Source organism: Pseudogracilibacillus auburnensis (genome assembly GCF_003201975.1).
GTDB lineage: Bacteria > Bacillota > Bacilli > Bacillales > Amphibacillaceae > Pseudogracilibacillus > Pseudogracilibacillus auburnensis.
This window is the reverse complement of record NZ_QJJQ01000014.1, coordinates 99,408-117,862: the sequence shown is the minus strand read 5'-3', so window position 1 is coordinate 117,862 and position 18,455 is coordinate 99,408. Positions and strand designations below refer to the sequence as shown.

The 18,455-nt window shown below is 35.7% G+C and carries 16 protein-coding genes; 9 read left to right on the top strand and 7 right to left on the bottom strand.

Annotated features, from left to right (window positions below; genetic code table 11):
• The first annotated feature begins 75 nt into the window (after window positions 1-75).
• The 3 genes from DFR56_RS17235 (at window position 76) to DFR56_RS17225 (ending at window position 4,279) form a co-directional block, all read left to right on the top strand.
• Window positions 76-2,496, top strand: a complete 2,421-nt coding sequence (locus tag DFR56_RS17235) for a heavy metal translocating P-type ATPase (RefSeq protein ID WP_110396691.1) — start codon at window positions 76-78, stop codon at window positions 2,494-2,496.
• Between the two features lie 88 nt (window positions 2,497-2,584).
• Entirely contained in the window at window positions 2,585-2,887 is a 303-nt protein-coding gene (locus tag DFR56_RS17230) for a metal-sensitive transcriptional regulator (protein ID WP_110396690.1), read from the top strand.
• A gap of 675 nt (window positions 2,888-3,562) precedes the next feature.
• Window positions 3,563-4,279 carry an FAD-dependent oxidoreductase gene (locus DFR56_RS17225; RefSeq protein ID WP_110396689.1) on the top strand — a complete coding sequence of 239 codons (717 nt, stop codon included), beginning with the start codon at window positions 3,563-3,565 and terminating at the stop codon, window positions 4,277-4,279.
• A gap of 208 nt (window positions 4,280-4,487) precedes the next feature.
• On the opposite strand, the gene DFR56_RS17220 is transcribed toward DFR56_RS17225, so the two are convergent.
• From DFR56_RS17220 to DFR56_RS17210, 3 genes are all read right to left on the bottom strand, one after another.
• On the bottom strand, window positions 4,488-5,684 hold the full coding sequence (locus DFR56_RS17220; protein WP_110396688.1) for an MFS transporter: 1,197 nt from the start codon (window positions 5,682-5,684) through the stop codon (window positions 4,488-4,490).
• Between the two features lie 106 nt (window positions 5,685-5,790).
• Window positions 5,791-6,057 (bottom strand): helix-turn-helix transcriptional regulator, encoded by a 267-nt coding sequence (locus DFR56_RS17215; RefSeq protein ID WP_110396687.1) that lies wholly within the window; start codon window positions 6,055-6,057, stop codon window positions 5,791-5,793.
• 11 nt (window positions 6,058-6,068) lie between these two features.
• Window positions 6,069-6,764 (bottom strand): hypothetical protein, encoded by a 696-nt coding sequence (locus DFR56_RS17210; protein ID WP_110396686.1) that lies wholly within the window; start codon window positions 6,762-6,764, stop codon window positions 6,069-6,071.
• A 457-nt stretch (window positions 6,765-7,221) separates the two neighbouring features.
• On the opposite strand from DFR56_RS17210, the gene DFR56_RS17205 reads away from it, so the two are divergent.
• Entirely contained in the window at window positions 7,222-8,274 is a 1,053-nt protein-coding gene (locus tag DFR56_RS17205; RefSeq protein ID WP_110396685.1) for an NAD(P)/FAD-dependent oxidoreductase, read from the top strand.
• A 326-nt stretch (window positions 8,275-8,600) separates the two neighbouring features.
• On the opposite strand, the gene DFR56_RS17200 is transcribed toward DFR56_RS17205, so the two are convergent.
• On the bottom strand, window positions 8,601-9,485 hold the full coding sequence (locus tag DFR56_RS17200) for an aminoglycoside 6-adenylyltransferase (RefSeq protein WP_110396684.1): 885 nt from the start codon (window positions 9,483-9,485) through the stop codon (window positions 8,601-8,603).
• A gap of 607 nt (window positions 9,486-10,092) precedes the next feature.
• Here DFR56_RS17200 and DFR56_RS17195 point away from each other — a divergent pair.
• The 3 genes from DFR56_RS17195 (at window position 10,093) to DFR56_RS17185 (ending at window position 12,612) form a co-directional block, all read left to right on the top strand.
• Window positions 10,093-10,674 carry a manganese efflux pump gene (locus DFR56_RS17195; RefSeq protein WP_110396683.1) on the top strand — a complete coding sequence of 194 codons (582 nt, stop codon included), beginning with the start codon at window positions 10,093-10,095 and terminating at the stop codon, window positions 10,672-10,674.
• Between the two features lie 345 nt (window positions 10,675-11,019).
• The gene (locus DFR56_RS17190; protein WP_110396682.1) at window positions 11,020-11,649 is read left to right on the top strand and encodes a DUF1232 domain-containing protein; all 630 of its coding nucleotides are present in this window, start codon (window positions 11,020-11,022) and stop codon (window positions 11,647-11,649) included.
• 12 nt (window positions 11,650-11,661) lie between these two features.
• A complete protein-coding gene (locus DFR56_RS17185; RefSeq protein WP_110396681.1) occupies window positions 11,662-12,612 on the top strand; it encodes an LCP family protein in 951 nt (316 codons plus the stop codon).
• 313 nt (window positions 12,613-12,925) lie between these two features.
• On the opposite strand, the gene DFR56_RS17180 is transcribed toward DFR56_RS17185, so the two are convergent.
• Entirely contained in the window at window positions 12,926-13,393 is a 468-nt protein-coding gene (locus DFR56_RS17180; protein ID WP_377725729.1) for a cupin domain-containing protein, read from the bottom strand.
• A gap of 267 nt (window positions 13,394-13,660) precedes the next feature.
• Between DFR56_RS17180 and DFR56_RS17175 the strand changes: the two genes are divergently transcribed.
• Window positions 13,661-14,599: an ArsR/SmtB family transcription factor gene (locus DFR56_RS17175; RefSeq protein WP_110396679.1), complete on the top strand. Its 939-nt coding sequence runs from the start codon at window positions 13,661-13,663 to the stop codon at window positions 14,597-14,599.
• 67 nt (window positions 14,600-14,666) lie between these two features.
• Window positions 14,667-15,905, top strand: coding sequence for an MFS transporter (locus tag DFR56_RS17170; protein WP_377724582.1), 1,239 nt, complete (start codon window positions 14,667-14,669; stop codon window positions 15,903-15,905).
• Window positions 15,906-15,997: 92 nt separating this feature from the next.
• Here DFR56_RS17170 and DFR56_RS17165 read toward each other — a convergent pair whose 3' ends face one another.
• Both DFR56_RS17165 and DFR56_RS17160 read right to left on the bottom strand, forming a co-directional pair.
• Window positions 15,998-17,446, bottom strand: a complete 1,449-nt coding sequence (locus DFR56_RS17165; protein WP_211320650.1) for a bifunctional metallophosphatase/5'-nucleotidase — start codon at window positions 17,444-17,446, stop codon at window positions 15,998-16,000.
• 526 nt (window positions 17,447-17,972) lie between these two features.
• Complete coding sequence (locus tag DFR56_RS17160; RefSeq protein WP_110396727.1) at window positions 17,973-18,449, bottom strand: helical membrane plugin domain-containing protein; 477 nt, start codon at window positions 18,447-18,449, stop codon at window positions 17,973-17,975.
• Window positions 18,450-18,455: the final 6 nt, after the last annotated feature.

Genomic DNA, 18,455 nt, shown 5'->3' with positions numbered 1-18,455 from the left:
GAAGATTGAACTTTACCGATATGATCTTTCTTTTTAAGAGCAATATACCCCTACTAAGTATAGGAGGTAATAAATATGGCAACTGAAGAAAGCACGTTACAAATTAGTGGGATGACATGTACTGCTTGTGCTGCCCGAGTAGAAAAAGGGATCAGTAAAATGACAGGTGTAGATAAAGCAAATGTCAATTTTGCTTTAGAACAATTATCTGTACAATATAATCCGGATCAAACAAATGTATCTGAATTTAAAAAGGAAATTGAAAAGATCGGTTATGGTGTCATCGAGCAAAAAACGGAATTTGATATTTCTGGCATGACGTGTGCAGCATGTGCAACAAAAATAGAAAAAGGTATTCGTAAAATGGAGGGTGTATCTAGTGCGAACGTTAATTTTGCGTTAGAGACCATTTCTGTCACATACAATGAAAAGGAAGTACAACCTAGTGAGATGGTGGCAAAGGTTAAGAAGCTTGGATATGAGTTAATACCAAAAGAAGATAATCAAGATAAAATGGATCATAAACAGGCCGAAATTCGTAAGCAAACACGCAAGTTCATTTTTTCAGCCATTTTAACATTGCCATTATTATGGACAATGGTTGCCCATTTTAACTTTTTATCGTTTATTTATTTGCCAGATATTTTTATGAATCCTTGGTTCCAATTAGCACTTGCAACACCTGTGCAATTTATTGTAGGAGCTCAATTTTATAAAGGTGCTTATACGTCACTCAGAAATAAAAGTGCCAACATGGATGTTCTTGTAGCACTCGGTACAAGTGCAGCTTATTTTTACAGTTTATATTTATCATTTGAATGGATGAATGCAGGTGGCGTCGGTGAACCGGAACTTTACTTTGAAGCTGCTGCTGTGATCATTACATTAATTTTGCTAGGAAAATTATTTGAAGTACGGGCGAAAGGGAAAACGAGTCAAGCAATTCAAAAGTTGCTTGATCTTCAAGCGAAAACAGCTCGGGTTGTCAGAAACGGAATGGAGCAAGAAATACCGATTGAAGAAGTATTGGAAGGCGATGTAATTCTCGTACGTCCTGGAGAGAAAATTCCTGTAGATGGAGTCATTATCGAAGGTCAATCAGCCATTGATGAATCGATGCTAACAGGGGAAAGTATTCCAATTGATAAGGTACCAGGTGATGCGGTAATTGGTGCGACCATTAATAAAAATGGTTCTTTGAAAATGAACGCAACGAAAGTCGGGAAAGATACAGCGCTTGCTCAAATTGTGAAAGTAGTAGAAGATGCTCAAGGATCCAAAGCAGATATTCAACGTTTAGCCGATAAAATTTCCGGTGTATTCGTGCCAATTGTTGTCGTTATTGCAATAGCCACTTTCTTTATTTGGTTTTTTGTTGTCACACCAGGAGATTTTCGTTCAAGCTTAATCCCAATGATTTCGATTCTTGTCATTGCTTGTCCATGTGCTCTCGGGTTAGCGACACCTACATCGATTATGGCTGGTTCTGGACGAGCGGCAGAAATGGGATTGCTTTATAAAGGTGGAGAGCATTTGGAGACCACGCAATCGATTGATACTGTTGTCCTAGACAAAACAGGGACAGTAACAAAAGGGGAACCTACATTAACAGACATTGTCGTTGCAGATGGATTTCAAGAAAAAGATGTATTACAATTAGTAGGAAGTGCAGAAAATCAATCTGAACACCCATTAGCACAAGCAATTGTTCGTGGTGTAGAAGAAAAAAACATCACATTACTTGAAGCAGAAAGTTTTGAAGCACTACCTGGCTATGGTATTCGCGCCGTTATTGAAGGGAAAGAACTTTTTGTTGGAACAAGAAAACTAATGCGAGAACAAGAAATTTCCATTTTAAATGAAACAGAAGAAAAGATGGAGCAATTAGAGCAAGATGGAAAAACAGCGATGCTCCTTGCGATTGCTGGACAGATTGCAGGAGTCATTGCAGTAGCAGATACAGTAAAAGAAACATCAAAAGAAGCAATTGCTAGAATGCATAAACTCGGCCTTGAAGTGATTATGTTAACAGGCGATAATGAGCGAACAGCAGATGCGATTGCCAAACAAGTTGACATTGATCAAGTTATTGCCGAAGTTTTACCAGATCAAAAAAGTGAGGCAATTAAAAAATTACAAGCTAAAGGGAAAAAAGTTGCCATGGTTGGGGATGGAATTAATGATGCTCCAGCACTTGCGATGGCAGATGTCGGAATGGCAGTTGGCACTGGTACCGATATTGCGATTGAAGCGGCAGATATTACACTGATGCGCGGTAATTTAAATAGTGTTGCCGATGCAGTAATTATGAGTCAAAAAACAATGCGTAATATTAAGCAGAACCTCTTTTTTGCCTTTATTTACAATACGATTGGCATTCCAATTGCAGCAATTGGCTTACTTGCTCCATGGGTTGCGGGTGCGGCAATGGCGTTTAGTTCTGTATCGGTTGTGTTAAACGCCCTACGCTTACAACGTGTCGATTTGAAAAAGTAATTGTCCGTAAAATGATACTGCCATAAGTTTCATATGTGGAGAAAGTCCTAAGAAAGACTTTCTCCCCTTTAAGGGAGGGGTTTGAAAAATGGAAAATTTTCTTCATGAACATCCGATTGTGCCAAGAACAGATGAGGAAAAACAAGCTGTGATTAACCGATTGAAACGAATTGAAGGGCAAGTTCGTGGGATTCAACGTATGGTTGAAGAAGATCGGTATTGTGTAGATATATTAGTGCAAATTAGTGCTATTAATGCAGCTCTGAAAAAAGTTGGTTATACTGTTACAGAACGACATATGAAGCATTGTATTAGCCATGCAATTAAAGAGGGAGAAGGCGACTTAGCAATTGAAGAATTATTAGAAGTTATGAAACATCATTCTAAATAATTAGGGATATAACCGGAACTGTGTAAGATCTGATGCTCTATTACTTACACAGTCACGCCATTCTTTGGTTAAACTGTGCGAAATATTTGTTTCTCATGCATGATCTAAATGGCTGATTTATCAGTATATCATAATCCACATAACACGCCGACTATGATATAAGTCTAATTGAATAATGCTTGATAGGAAAGGGGTTGCTGAGGAGCAGACCTCTTTTTTGATGAAAAGTTAACATAAAAGGACACTAAGTCAAACGTTTGGATAAGTCCTATTCTATTTATTTGTGATCTCTCATCGACTGGAAAATCTCTCCCTCTCTGTGGGTGGCTGTTATTATTACTTACCCGCACCTCTCTTTGGACTAATTGATTCGTCTAATAAAAAGGACGAAGAAGTTCCACCAGATAAAAACACGACGTCCTGGGCTGTGATACTCGTCCTTTTCGAATATCGGAAAATGAAAAGGATTTAATCCAGTTTATTTATCAAGCGATACGAATTATCGAGGAAATGAGGTGTGCAACGAATGGACCATATTCAGTTATCGCAGAGTTAGAACGATAAAAGAATTGAGGCCTATATGATAAAACGAACAAATCTATTTAATTGAGAACTATTATCATTTATTGTATAGTAAGTAGTAAAGAATGTGTAATTGAAGGAGGAGAATGGATCATGCAAATTTATTGGACTAAAATAAATAAAATTATTGAAGAAACACCTGAGGTTAAAACATATATGATTGACTGTCCGGAAGGTTTTACATGGGAAGAGGGTGCTCATACCCACTTGGCACTGAAAGGGTTTAATGCTGGAGATAAACCAAACCGTGGGCTCGTTCGCCATATGTCCATTATGACTTTACCGCATGAAAATTTAATCGGTATTACTACACGCATTAGGGAGCAGTGCTCTGCATATAAAATGATTTTAAGAAATTTGGAAGTAGGAGATAAGGTTGCACTTTTTAAAACACATTCGAATGTACCGCTTAAAAGGGAAGGGAAAAATGTATACCTACTGTCATCAGGTGTCGGCTTAGCAACTTTTAGACCGCTCGTCCTAGATTATTTCGGACATCCTGAAAACGTTACAAAAATTCATTCCTTAAATATTGATTCATCAAGGGAGTTTCTATTCACAGATATTTTTGAAACGTCACGTGAAAAGAAGTTTACATCACAGTTCGTCGATAATCGTCAAGACTACTATGAAGAGGTGAAAAATCTTGCCTCAGATAAGGGTGGGCTCTTTTATGTCGTTGGTAGTGACGAATTCCTCAGACAGAACATTGACGTACTGCGCGATCAAGGCATCAAGCCGGAACAGATTATGCTTGATAAGCGCGAACAACAACGGCCTACGTTTTTATCAATAGAATTGCCAATGTAATCAGGATAAAACATTTATTTAAATTCATCAGAAAGAAATGAGCCTGGGTCATAACTAAAACAATCAAATCTAAAAAAACAATGTATTACCTTCTTGAAGTATATCTCCGGAGCGGGTTAGATGCAGCTACCATTGTTCGGATTTTTCTTTAGCAAAAACTTATTTGTCCCAGCCTCATACCTTCCTTGTAAATATAGTATTGATTATTTTAGTTTGCTAGTTCCTTCGCCCGTTGTAAGGTTAGACTTCGATGTGAAACAAACACATAGATCGTTAAGAAAATACTAATGAAAATACAAGTCCAATATGGTGCTTCTGGGTGAAATCGATATAATTCCGTCCCCATTACCGGTGCTAATAATGAGCCAATCCCAGTTGCTGCAGCAGTTAAACCTCCAGCCGCACCTTGATCATCTTCCCCAACAGCAAGAGAAATTCCAGTTGTATAACCAGGCATGAGAAAACCGCCACCAGCCCCAATTAACATGAAGGCAATGATAAATCCTGCTAGGTGATGGATAAAGATTAAAATGAGAAAACTAACGATAAAAACAGGAAGCCCAATTCGTACTAAAATATGTGGTGGCAATGTTCGTTTTTGGACAATGGTCATTTGAACGAGTGCCATCATAAAACCTACACAGAATAAGCCAATTCCGAACCAAATAGCGGTCTCTTTTGCGTCTAAAGAAAATCGATCTTGGATAAAGAATCCTGTAGTAATTTGTAACATAACGATCATTACCATTAAGCAAATTCCAATGAACAAATAGGGACGCAAGCCAACTTGTTTTAAATTAACTTTAATCTGTTTTTTTGTTAAAGTTGGTTTTGTTGGTGGTATGTTAACAATAATTAGTACCATTGCACAAAGAGATAAAATGGATGTAATAATAACCGGGAAAACGAGATGTATTGATGATAATGCTGCTCCTATTGCAGGTCCAATAATAAATCCAATCCCAGTTGCTGCTCCGATTATTGCCATTCCAGCAGATCTTTCGCTCGTTGTTGTTACATCAGCCATTAATGCTTGAGAAGCTGAAGTGATCGCTGGGAAAAATAAACCGAACAATACTCGCGAAAACAAAAGTAGGACAAATACAAGGTTTAAGGAAAGAATTCCTTTCATGCCAATCCATCCTAACAAAGCAAAAACGGCTAAACTAATCGAAAAACCTAAAAAACCAGTCACGATGATTCGTTTTCGACCAAATCGATCACTTAGTCGCCCCCAGACAGGAGCCGTTACTAATAGTACAAGTGCCGCAATAGAAATGACGATGCCAGCATGTCGTTCCTCCAGTCCCATTTCCCTAATTAAAGGAGCTAGAATAGGGTTAATCACTCCGAACCCAATATAACAAATAATTAAAGATATAAAAATGACTTTTTTTGAATCCATTTCTTTTCCTCCTTCGTTGACTTTATTATCGATCAAAGAAGAGTACTTAACTACTCTAAGAAGGATAGTTATGAACGGTAAACGGAATATTACTATTCATCGTCACTTATTTCGTTAGTAATTCATGTGGAAAAGCGAAGTCCCGTTTCAGTACTTCACTTGGATTATATCCAAATGTTTTACGAAATCGAGAAGCAAAGTGGCTCAAATTATGATAACCAACTAACATTGCTGTCTCCGTTACGTTTGTATTTCCTTGTTCTAACAGCTGCCTCGCTTCATACATTCTTAATCCTCTTACATAACCAAATACAGTTGTTCCGAATAATTCCTTAAATCCGTGTTTTAATTTGTAATCATTCAATCCAACCATTTTGGCAAGTGCTAGTAAACTAGGGGGGATAGAAAGGAATGATCAAGTACCTCTTTTGCTTGCTGAAGTGCTTCAATATCTGTCAAACTAAGCCTAACTGCAGCCCTTTTCATTATTTCCTCTTGTTCAACTCGATGTAAATGTAGAGCTAGTAATTCAAGAGCTATTCCTTCTAAATACAGTTTTTTAAGCGCACCTGTATATGGGCAATTTTTCATTTGTTCCATCATGACTCGTATTCGAGGGCATCCAGTTATCTGTTTACAAAAAAATTGTTTATTAAATAACTGCTTTTTTTCTACATAAAGGTGCTCCAAAAGTCTTAAATCAAAACGTAATTCCATTTGGATAATCTTTTCTTTAGCCGAAAACTCCGCATAGACTTTTTGGTTTTGAACAAATAAAAGATTTGAGGTATTTGTACTCATTTCATAACTATTTCTTTCATTTTCCCAAAAGCCACTTCCTGATAATGAATAAAAGATTTCAAGATGTGGGTAATGAACATGACAGTTTAAGGAGAATGATTCCTCAGGTGTGACATCAAACCAAAGTAGTTCAATTCCGTTTCTGAGCGGAATTCTTTCAACAGTTCCAGAACCATTTTGTAAAGGAAGTGTGTATACTTGTTGAAGCCGCTTCTCGCTTATCATTGTCATTTTATAATAAATAGAATTTAAATCTTCTGAGTTTAATTTTATGTTCAAGGGACTTATTCACCTTTCTTTACATATTTATTAAGTTTAGTATAAAACACTTCTTTCCTCTATAAAACTTTTTTGCTCACAGGAAAAATGCAAGGATGGAATAAGAGAAAAGAAAAATATCGCGAATGAAAATCATTATCATTTACGTGGTGTAATCATATCATTATCCATTTAATATTTAAAGAATAACTTCTAAGGGGGAAGAAATATTTACAACATAATAAAGAAGAATTACAACTTAGTAGACGTCAATATCACGACCTTTACTTTAATCATTGTGGTTAAAGGTTGAGGAACTCTAACGATTGGTTCTAATATATTGCAATTAAGACGTAGGCTGTTTTTTCAAACACTTCATTTGATGAAAAAAAATGTTACGTTAATGATAGACATTGTGATGAAAAAAGTGTATTCTAATTGATAGTGATTATCATTTTCATAAAGAGGTGCAAATAGAATGGCTAAGCGAGATATATTTGATGTGACAATTATTGGCGGTGGACCAGCAGGTTTATTTTCTGCTTTCTATAGTGGTTTAAGAGAAATGAAGACCAAAATTATTGAATTTCAACCATATTTAGGTGGTAAAGTCCATGTCTATCCTGAAAAAATGATTTGGGATGTTGGAGGCGTAACACCTGTTACAGGAGCTAAACTAATTGATCAAATGATTGAGCAAGGTAAAACATTTGACCCTGAAGTTATTCTTGGAGAGAAGGTTATTTCTATATCAAAGGATGAAGACGGAATATTTATGTTAGATACATTATCTAAACAAAAGCACTATTCTAAAACAGTTATTTTAGCTATCGGCGGTGGTATTTTACAACCAACGAGGCTTGAAATAGAAGGAGCCGAAAGATTTGAAGTAACAAACCTCCATTATACTGTTAAATCTTTAGCTAATTTTAAGGGAAAAACAGTGCTTATTTCTGGTGGAGGAAATGCAGCAGTTGATTGGGCAAATGAATTAGAGCCAATTGCTAAAAAAGTGTATCTAACGTATCGTAAAGATATGTTGAAAGGACATGAAGCTGAGGTTTCTCGACTTTTAAATAGCTCTGTCGAATGTTTATTAAATACGAACATTAATAAGCTTATTGCCTCAAAGGATCATGAAACAATTGAAAAAGTTACATTAGTTGATGAACATGATGAAGAAATTGTTATATCTGTCGACGAAGTGATTGTCAACCATGGCTATGATCGTGATCGAACAATACTTGAAAATAGTGAATTAGACATTGCGATGGCAGAAGAGAGCTTTGTAGCAGGTAGTTCAATGAGCGAAGCATCAGTTGAAGGATTATATGCAGCAGGCGATGTTTTGCACCACGAAGGTAAATTACACTTAATTGCAGGTGCTTTTCAAGACGCAGCAAATGCTGTGAATAAAGCAAAGCAGCTCATTACTCCTAACGCCTATGCAATGGGGCGGGTTTCTTCCCATAATGATATATTCAAAGAGAAAAACCAAAAGTATATAAAACATTTGTACACGGCAAAATAGACTAAAGAATTTTCTACGTTTCTAATCTCCAATATATTGATATTGGAGGTTTGTTGTTATTCTCACATATGTATAGTACTGAAGCAAATGGTTTACTTTAACTCAAAAGTGAGCTATACCGCATATCTAATGTATTTTTATGTAGTAATGTATATTCCAGTTGAACTTTTTCGCAAAGCCTATAAAAATAGACTATACTTCCATGTTTCATGTTTGAAGCTACATCATTCAACAGATTGTTCGAACTAATCTACATTATTTACAAGGAGCAGTAGATTGGCCTAAGATTCAGTTCCATTTATATGATGATAGGATAAAACGGATAATTAATTAAAAATAACGGTTGCATTCTTTGGCAGCTTGCTAACTTGATGAAGGTATTTTGTCATGTTTTGATCGTCTTTGTTTGGATAGGAGAACTTTAAATCATCAGCAATTTCTTTCGCCAATAATCTAAATAAATCACATGAGACAAAAATAGCATCCCAGAAATATTTTTCATTACCATCAGAGTAAGTGTTTCTATATAACTCCCAATATGCTTCTGGAAGATATCTTTTAAAATATTTTCCCATCTTACCAGTTGAAACTTGAAAGCCGTTCTGGGTTCCTATCCACCAGGAAACCATTTTATTCAATTCTTCCCTAATCATATGTTCAAACATCTGTTTTGCATATGGTAATTCTTCACGCCAAATACCTTTGGCAACATTTTGAAGACACCACCAAAAGTTATTACAACAACTAAAATACATCGATTCTGTTGGCTTTTTTACCCTATAATCAATATCTGTTGGTATAGCGATCAAGGGAAGAAGCTCGTCTTTATCTAATAATGGGATAGTAAGTTTGTCGCAACCGTATTCATTCATGACGGCATCTATCGTCTTAATTTGAAGGTCTATACGATTTCCATCTGTAAAAAGCATTAAATATCCATAAGATTGATCAACATTTCTTTTTAAACCAATTGATTGATCATTTTTATCAGGTTCTTGTATCATAAGCAGTTCTCCGAAGGCTTGAATCCACCCGTTATTTTTAATAAAAGAAGCAGTTTCTGTGACAACATACACAATATCATAGTCTTGAAAAATATCTTGGGGCACATTAGGATTGGTTCTTGATCCGTTCATATAAGCAGCACGAATTCGTTCATCTTTTTTTGCAACAGTTAAAATTAAGTCAAACATTTCATTTTCTATTCTCAAAACATCTCCACCTTAGTAAAACAATTCATTCGAAGTAATTTTTTTTTGGTATGTAGTTTTTTTATTTGTATAGTTGTTTTCAGCAAACGCTCTGATATCTTATTAGCGACTGAACATGATGTAAATGCGTATCTTAAAGTCTGCCGGACACTTCAAACGAATCATTTTGTCCGATCCAATGGGGGCTGCAATGGCTCCTGTTCAAAAGTGTCAAAATATCGGTTTATTCCAGCGGTCAGAAAAAATGATCCCTAAAAATAATTTGCAAAGGTGCATGGTGACTTTATACGTAATTACTACTTCCTACCAATAATGATATAACAAAATCCTATTTATATGAAGAGTAATTTTTAGAATGGGGGCATTTCAACATAAAGGTTCACCTGATGAAATTATATTTAAAGGAGAAAAACAATATTTTATAATGAATAAAATACAACATACTTTCCTTTAAAAAAGGAGATTCATATGACTAGACTTCCAACAAATATAAAAGTGATTAACCTTATCTTGTTGTAAAATTGTCAACGATATAAGGGTACAAGTTTCAAAGTGTCAACACGAACGTACATTAATAGTAATTAGAATAGAGGAGTTGGAAAGCTGTATGGCACCTTGGTTTATCATTGTTGTATTAACAATATCTTCAAGTATTGATAATTTGGGAGTGGGTTTATCCTATGGTATACGTAAAATTCGAATTAGCATTTATTCGAATTTTTTAATAGCGGTCATTTGCTTTTTATTTAGTGTTACCGGCATTTATTTCGGTCTCTGGATTGCTACTGTTTTACCTGGAATACTACCAATGATATTAGGAGCAATTATTCTAGGTATCATTGGTATCCGGATAATTCTTTTGACAAAACCAACTAAAGAGAAAGAAGAGATTGCTAAACTTCCTACAAATACAAAAACATCGTATATTGGTTGGGGAGAGTCGATTATGCTTGGGATCGCTCTTTCAGCAAATGCACTCACAAACGGAGTAGGAGCTGGATTACTTGGGTTTTCACCATTTTTGATTTCCTTGCTTGCAGCGATTGGTAGTTTTGTAACGGTTTGGGCTGGAGTAGAATTCGGAGTCAAATTAATTAATATCAGAATAGGAAAATATACTATAGGGGAATTTGGAACGGTAATAAGTGGTGTATTACTTTTAATTGTAGCGGTTTTAGTTTTCTTTTAAATGAATAAGAACATTAAAACATGAAACAATGAAAAGTCTAGAATGCTCTTCCATAAGTATTCATAGACTTTTCATTGGTAACCATTTAGCTCAATCATCTCCTTTGTTGCATACTCAATGATCTGATTAACAAAGAATCAGAGCCTACTTTTGTAAGAATGGATGCAACTTTTAAAGTGGTGTTGCATATTATGCAATAAATGAAATGGTTTTTATCTTTAGTTGTTGACATTTAATCAACATAATTATATAGTTATTTCTTAAGATGACTTAACGATGTATTTACGTGAATTCGTTAATAAGTTCATTTCTGGTACTCTTCTATTTTGAAAGGGGCTATTTAACATGATGGTGGAAAAGAATAATCAGCTTGGCGTCATATTAAAAGACCTATTAAAAAAGCACTCCTTATCCATGAGAAAATTGAGCGAACAAACAAATATAGATACGGCAACTATTTCAAGAATTGTAAATGGGAAACGGAAAGCTACATTAGAACATTTGGAGAAATTTTCCGAGCATCTACATATTTCTTTACATGAGCTGTTAGAGGCTGCAGGGTATCCACTCGAACAAGGGGAACGTCGATCTGAAACCAATGAATATGTAGGTAATATTCAATCTTTACTTGAGACCGCTGAGTTATCCGAACTTCCGATTAAAAAGATCGATCAAAAATTAGCCGATTTTACCGATTTTGCGCAAACAGAGGAAGGAAAAGAAACTATTGACGATAACTTTGAGGAAAAAATTAAGAAGGTTGATAGTGTTGGACCATTTATTACTCATTTAAAGGACTTTTATGAGCGTTTTCGATCAAGAGAGGGGACGCCACGGGAACTCATTTTAATTGGTGGAGCATTATTATATTTTATTGCACCAGTAGATGTTATTCCGGATTATATATTTCCAGTTGGCTATTTAGACGATGCAATCGCGATTCAAATTGTAATGAGATCATTATCAAAAGAATGAAGGTGTAATGACTTGACAAATAATCAGCAGAAATCAAGAAAGCGAACTCTAGTAAAAAGACTATTAATATCGGTTGTTTTTTTCATTAGTATCATCGTAGCTTATAGTATTTATCAATATAATGATGGTCTGTCTAACGCGAGAGAAGTATATGAGAAGGATGAAAATGACTTTGATTCGTTTGAGGGGGAGGAAATCCAATTCGGAGAAATGAAAGTTCTTTTGATTGGAAACGATGCAAGAGAGGGGGAGCAAGGTCGTTCAGATACATTGATGATAGCCTACTACAATCAACATACAAATCAAATAAAATTGGCTTCTTTGATGCGAGATATGTATGTAGAAATACCTGAATACGGAATGCAGAAACTAAATGCAGCATTTGCCTTTGGTGGTCCTGAACTGGTAAGGAAAACAATAAAGCACAATTTTGATATCGATGTTAACTATTATGCTGTAGTTGATTTTTCCGGTTTTACTGAAATAGTTGATTTGATTGCTCCTAAAGGAATAGAAGTCGATATTCCTGAGGAAATGTCTACCGGAATTGGAATGACCTTACACCCCGGAAAACAGACTTTATCTGGAGAGGAAGTTTTAGGATATGTTCGTTTTAGAAAGGATAATCAAGGCGATTTCGGACGAGTTGAACGCCAACAAGAAGTGCTATCCAAAATTAAGGATGAAGCTTTAAGTGTAGAAAACATCATTCATCTACCTAAAATTATTGGTACAGCTGATCCTTATATTGATACAAATGTGGACAAGCAGACATTACTTTCCATTGCAAAAGGACTAGTATCCACTGATTCTCACGAAATAAAAACGTTACGAATACCTTTAGACGATTCGTATACAGATGAACATGTGGATGTAGGAGCAGTTTTATCTGTAGACCTCGAAGAAAATAAACAAAAATTAAAACATTTCTTTTTCGAGGAAAGCAGTGTAGCTCATGATTAAGAAGATACGTTAAGGGTAGTCTAACTTCATGTTGCAGATATTTTTAACTATTTCACCGAACTTGTTTCACGCCAGAAAATCATTATTTTCAGTCCTCCTTGGACTCCACCGAGACAACAATGTTTATTGCAACGAGTGTGATAAACATTCATATCATCATTAGGAGTCGCCGTCGATATATATAGTTGTTAGCGATGAAAAGAATGGAGGAACAAGGAAGTGTTTGGCATCGAAAAAATAAGTACTAATGAGGAGAGAATGGCTCTTATCATTAGTACTTTTATTTTCGATTATCTGTATTCCATCATCGCCTTTAATGATGCTCTTCAGCAGCCATTGCGTCTGCTTTTGTTTGCTGCACTGTCCCAAATGGATGATTTGGAGGAGCATAAATTGTATATAATTTAAGTGGTTTATTACCTGTGTTCGTTACATTATGCCATGTCCCTGCAGGAACCATAATCGCATCATCATCTTGAACGCTTCTTTCAAAATTTAAATTATCCCTCGTAGGGCCCATTTGAACAAATCCTTCCCCATCCTCAATTCGCAAAAATTGGTCAACGTTAGGATGGACTTCTAAACCGATATCTTCTCCAACATCAAGGCTCATTAATGTGACTTGTAAATGCTCTCCTGTCCATAAAGCGGTACGAAATGTATTGTTCATTTTAGCAGCCTCGTTAATATTCACGACGAATGGCTGTTTGCCATAATCTTTTATTTCTATATGGCGACTTCTTATAGGCGATAGCATATTTCCTTGTTGATTCATCTGCATGTAGTAATTCATCGGTTGTCTTCCACAAGTACATAGAGGTACACAATAAGGGTATTGATACATTGGAACGTAGTACATAGTTACTCAATCCTTTCAATGACTTATCAAAATATTCTATGCTCACTGTTTAAAAATGGTACTTTGCCTATGTAGAAGTTATCATTAGTAAACCTTCACAGTTATGAATCGAACATTATATAATATGATCTTGTTTATTGTATATAGTTCGATTATAATCGAACTATATATCAATGGGAGTTTTAGAATATGAAAGTTGAATTAATTTTTCATCCAATATATGAACTGTTAAATAGTATACATGCCTATTCCGAAACAACTATTTATAAAAAAACAGAATTGGGCACTAATTGGAGAAAGCAAGCGACAAGTAGAATAAGTAAGGAGCTTGCAGAATCTTTAAATACCAATAAAAAGAAACTATTTAAGTTTCTTTATGAGTATGTATTAACACGATCATTTGATGAAATGCCGATCGAACAGATATTGGAAGAGTTAACAAACGTTGATGAACAACTAGTGATTAGCGATTTTTTTGCAAAGTTAAAGATGAAAGAAGACCAAATGAAGCTGATTACTGAAACATTTCATGAAGCTGTCGGCCTTGTAAAAAGGTGGAATGAAGAATATTTCCAACATGTAGACAAAACGATCATTACTCGATTAGAGTTAGACTTCAAACAAAAGAAAGATCAGTTAAAGAAATGCGCACCAAATAATGTATTACCTTTTATAGAAAAGGTGACAAATGGTCTTGTTTTAAACGATTTTAACGATGTAAAAAAAGTGGTTCTTTATCCAATTTATCATTCTAATCCAATGATTATTTACTCTATTTATGAGCAAATACATTTTTATGGTTATCCGACAGAGATTATCCTTCCTGAAGCGGAGCATGAACCCGCACCGAGATTGATGTATCGAGGGATGGCTTTAACAGATAAAAATCGTTTGAAAATTCTTCGTTATCTTGAAAACAAGGAGAGAAGTTTTACCGACATCGTTCAATTTATCGGGCTTGCTAAAAGTACTGTTCATCATCATATGGTTATTTTGCGTGCGTCTGGTTTAGTTCAAATTATTTTATCTCCTAATACTTCAGAACGTTTTCGATTACGGGAAAAAGGACTTGAAGAAATTTATCGGAGTTACCACGACTATTTATTCCGTGCTTCCAAAAAGGAATAACGGATAAAACATCCGAATATAGTTTCAATGCTTATAGTAAGCTTGCTTTTTCAAAAGGGGAGGAGTAATGGCGTTGAAAGACTTATTTCTAAATAGAAGGTTCGTGTTTTTATGGTTGGCTCAAGCGGCATCTGGATTAGGAAGTACTTTTGCTGCATTTTCTTTATCATGGTTACTTTATGAAATGACTGGATCTAAGATGGCGATGGGAAGTATTTGGGTCATTTTTATGGTACCTAGTATTATTGTCCAAATGTTTGCTGGTCCTTTTTTGGATCGATGGGATCGCAAAAAGATTATGATTTTTTCAGAGTGGTTAAGAGCGGCAGCTTTTATTTTTCCGGCCATAATGATACCGATGAATCAGTTGGAGGCTTGGCATTTATATGGAGTAGCTATTGCGATCGGGGTTGCACAGCCGTTATTTTATCCTGCCCTGATGGCTTATACAGCTGATATTTTACCGAAAGAAAAATTAATGAAAGGAAATTCCCTCCTAGAAGGAACGGGACAACTAATGATGCTTTTAGGACCTGCTTTAGGTGGATTATTGATTTCCGTATTTGGAACAGAATTAGTATTATTTATTCTCATTTTTTCTTTAGGCACAGCTGGGTTTTTATTAATGATGAATCCTAGTATTCAGAAAAAGCAATCGGAGAAAAAGGAAAGCTGGTATGTGCAATTTAAAGAAGGGTTGCAATTTTATCGTATCTATCCAATGCTTTTAGGTGTCGGAATCATGATGATGATTATTAATTTTTGCACGGGTGCCGCACAACCAATGTTTTTACCTTATATTACAGATGACTTAGGTGGTACAGCCTTTCAATACGGTTTATTTTCATCGTTTTTTTCTTTCGGTATGGTTGCCGGTTCGTTACTTACAGGCTTTCTAGATGAACCGAAAAATCGAAAAAGGGCGATGATCGGCTCCTTATTTATCAATGGCGTATTATTTATTGGACTCGCATGGACACCATATATTTGGCTGGCCCTTGTTATTTCTTTTGGTCAGGGGTTATTTGTAATTATTTTTAATATTAATAATACGACCCTTTATCAACGGAGAGTTCCTGATCATCTACGTGGTAGAGTATTTTCAGTCAGAGTTTTACTAGCACAAGCGGGAATCCCATTTGGCGCAGGTTTAGGTAGTCTTTTTGCTGAATGGTACTCTGTGCCAATATTATTTATGGTTTTAGGCTGTATTATTGTATGTACGACTGTGGTTTGCTCGTTGCATCCTACGTTTAATAGCCTTAATGATCAAACTCATGTAGATGTTCAACTAGAAAAAGTTTGAGAAAAATATTTTTTGCAAAGGTTCGATAGATAAAAAGAGGTTGATTTAACACGATTACATAGGATTAGCTTCATCGTTCCTATTTTTATCTATCATATTATTTGTACAGTTCCATGTAATTCAATGGATATAGTCCCTTTTTTCACGATGTATTGCTTTAAAGCATCAATTGCTTTTATTTCGAGATCACGGCGATTTGTACCATATTTTCTTGGAATGCCTTGTATGGTGACAAAAGAAGCAAAATACTTCTTTGTTTTGTCGACACGCTCATTCCCAATAAATAAATCTTGAACTCGCATTCCATTCGGATTTTCCAATTTAACGTACATTTTCATTCCAAGACAACGTTTCACATATCCTCCCATTTGCTTATATGGGTCAAAGGAAAAAGTATGCTCTAAGTTTTCTTCTAACATAGTCAACAGCTCTTCCCCCGTTATCTCCACGGTTGAGATTGGTGGATTTGTTGGGATGATATTCCACAGATCATTCATTGTTATTGGACCCGGAGGAATAGGCGCACCATAACGCCATCCATTTGAAAAAGCAAGACTGGCACCAGCGGCATCTCTGATAGCTTCAAGTAGCAGGTTGTCCATCGTCGACTCAAGTTGGGCGTAGCGATTCAACGCTGTTTCTGTTTGCCCGATAACCGTTTCAAGCATTTCACGATCGGATTTTATTGCTGAATTTATCATGGCTTGTACCTTCAGGTCGGGTTCAATTTCTTCTGTTACTTCGATTAACTCATGACGATGACGGATGATTCGTCCTTGTTCAACTTCCACATCAAGTCTACCGATAAAAGAACCATGACAACCAGATTGTATAAGAATCGTATCATTTACTATGACAGGCTCAGCTATCCGGTTATGTGTATGGGCACTTAACAGAATATCAATTCCATTAACTTCATTAGCTAGTTTTACTTCTTGTGGAAAACCGACATGTGATAACACGATGACAAGGTCTACTTTCTCTATGGTACGTAACGTATGAATAAGACTTGGTAATTCTTTATTACCGAGCGTAAAGTAGATTCCTTTTGAAAATTGAGGGGGCATTGTTTTGTCCACGATATGTTCAGAAATACCGATAATCCCGATTTTGAGACCCGCTCTTTCAATAATCGTATGGGAAGGGAAAACAAGTTCGGTTGTCTTTTTTCGATAACAGTTGTTTGCAAGCATTGGGTATGTTAACATGGAAACGATTTTTTCAAATTGTGCTGGACCATATGCGAACTCCGAGTGGGCTGTCATCCCATCTAAATTCAATGCATTTACTATCGGAACTAATGCTTCTCCTTTACTATGTACAGCCGGATATGTTCCGTGGAAAGTATCACCATTGTCTAAAGTTACCACTCCTTGTGGATTTTGCTCTCGAATTTGCTTAAAAAGTGTAGCAATCCGAGCATAACCACCAGCATGTCGGTAATAGGCACCTCCAGTTTCTATAAATATTTCAGGGTGAAGATTTAGGTATGCATGGGTATCATTCATTTGCAAAACAGTTAACTGTCTAGTGGTTTTCATTAAAATTCCTCCAAGTATGTAAATGTGTTCATTCAAACAGTCTAATACCGCACTTTCAGCTTTTATTCGGTTTTTCCGCACTAACCGATGTAAATTCCGCAATGGTCTTATAAATTCCACACTTGCCAATAGAAATTCCGCAACACCCTCACAGATTTCAGAAAAAGCTCTTCATCATAGATATCCTACCCTAATATTTTGTTACTAAATCGCGTAAAAATGATTATTTTTAAACTAGCAGTTACAGAATCGTGCTTGTTTTAACTCTTTTTAGCATATGGTTTTGGTTTCCATGTTCTCGAATCATTCACCCCATCGATAGCATATTTCTCAGCCCAATCATATAAAGTTGCCTTCATACTACTGTATTTTGAAGCCATAACACTTATATTTAAACTGAATTGAATAAAATTTATTTTTAGTGGACATAAAAACTCCCCCTAAGGTAAAAGCAGATTTTAATTTTTAAATCTGTCTACCTTAAGGGGAGTATATCGCTTCTCTAGGATAACTCTTATTTATATAATTATTTCAACCCTTTTCCCATTCCTTTTAAGAAATGAAGTCCGAATTTCATCGCCCGATTAATATCGGGATCATTGATAGCTTTCATTAAACTCAAAATAGATACTTTATCATCATTTGCAAGTTGTTCCTCTGCTTCATCCATTCCAATTTTTATACTGTTTGAAAGTTTTTCCGTAACTTCTGGGCTGATGGAGGAAGCAATAGCAGAGAGATTGAGACCGTGATTTATTAAATTTGTAATTGGTTCACGAGTTATTTGTTCAAGTCCAATCTTGGCAATATCTTCTTTGGCATCTAGCATCGCTTGTAATCCATCAATCGCACCAATTCGATCTAATTCTCCAGTTATATTTAAAAGCTTTTCTAATGCATCACCATGCTCGACAAGTAAAGATTGTAGTTCATTCAATTTCTCTTTTTCGAGCTCTGTTTCTGACTTGATCGTTCTTTTGATAGCTGTGATTGGTTCCGCCACTTGCAC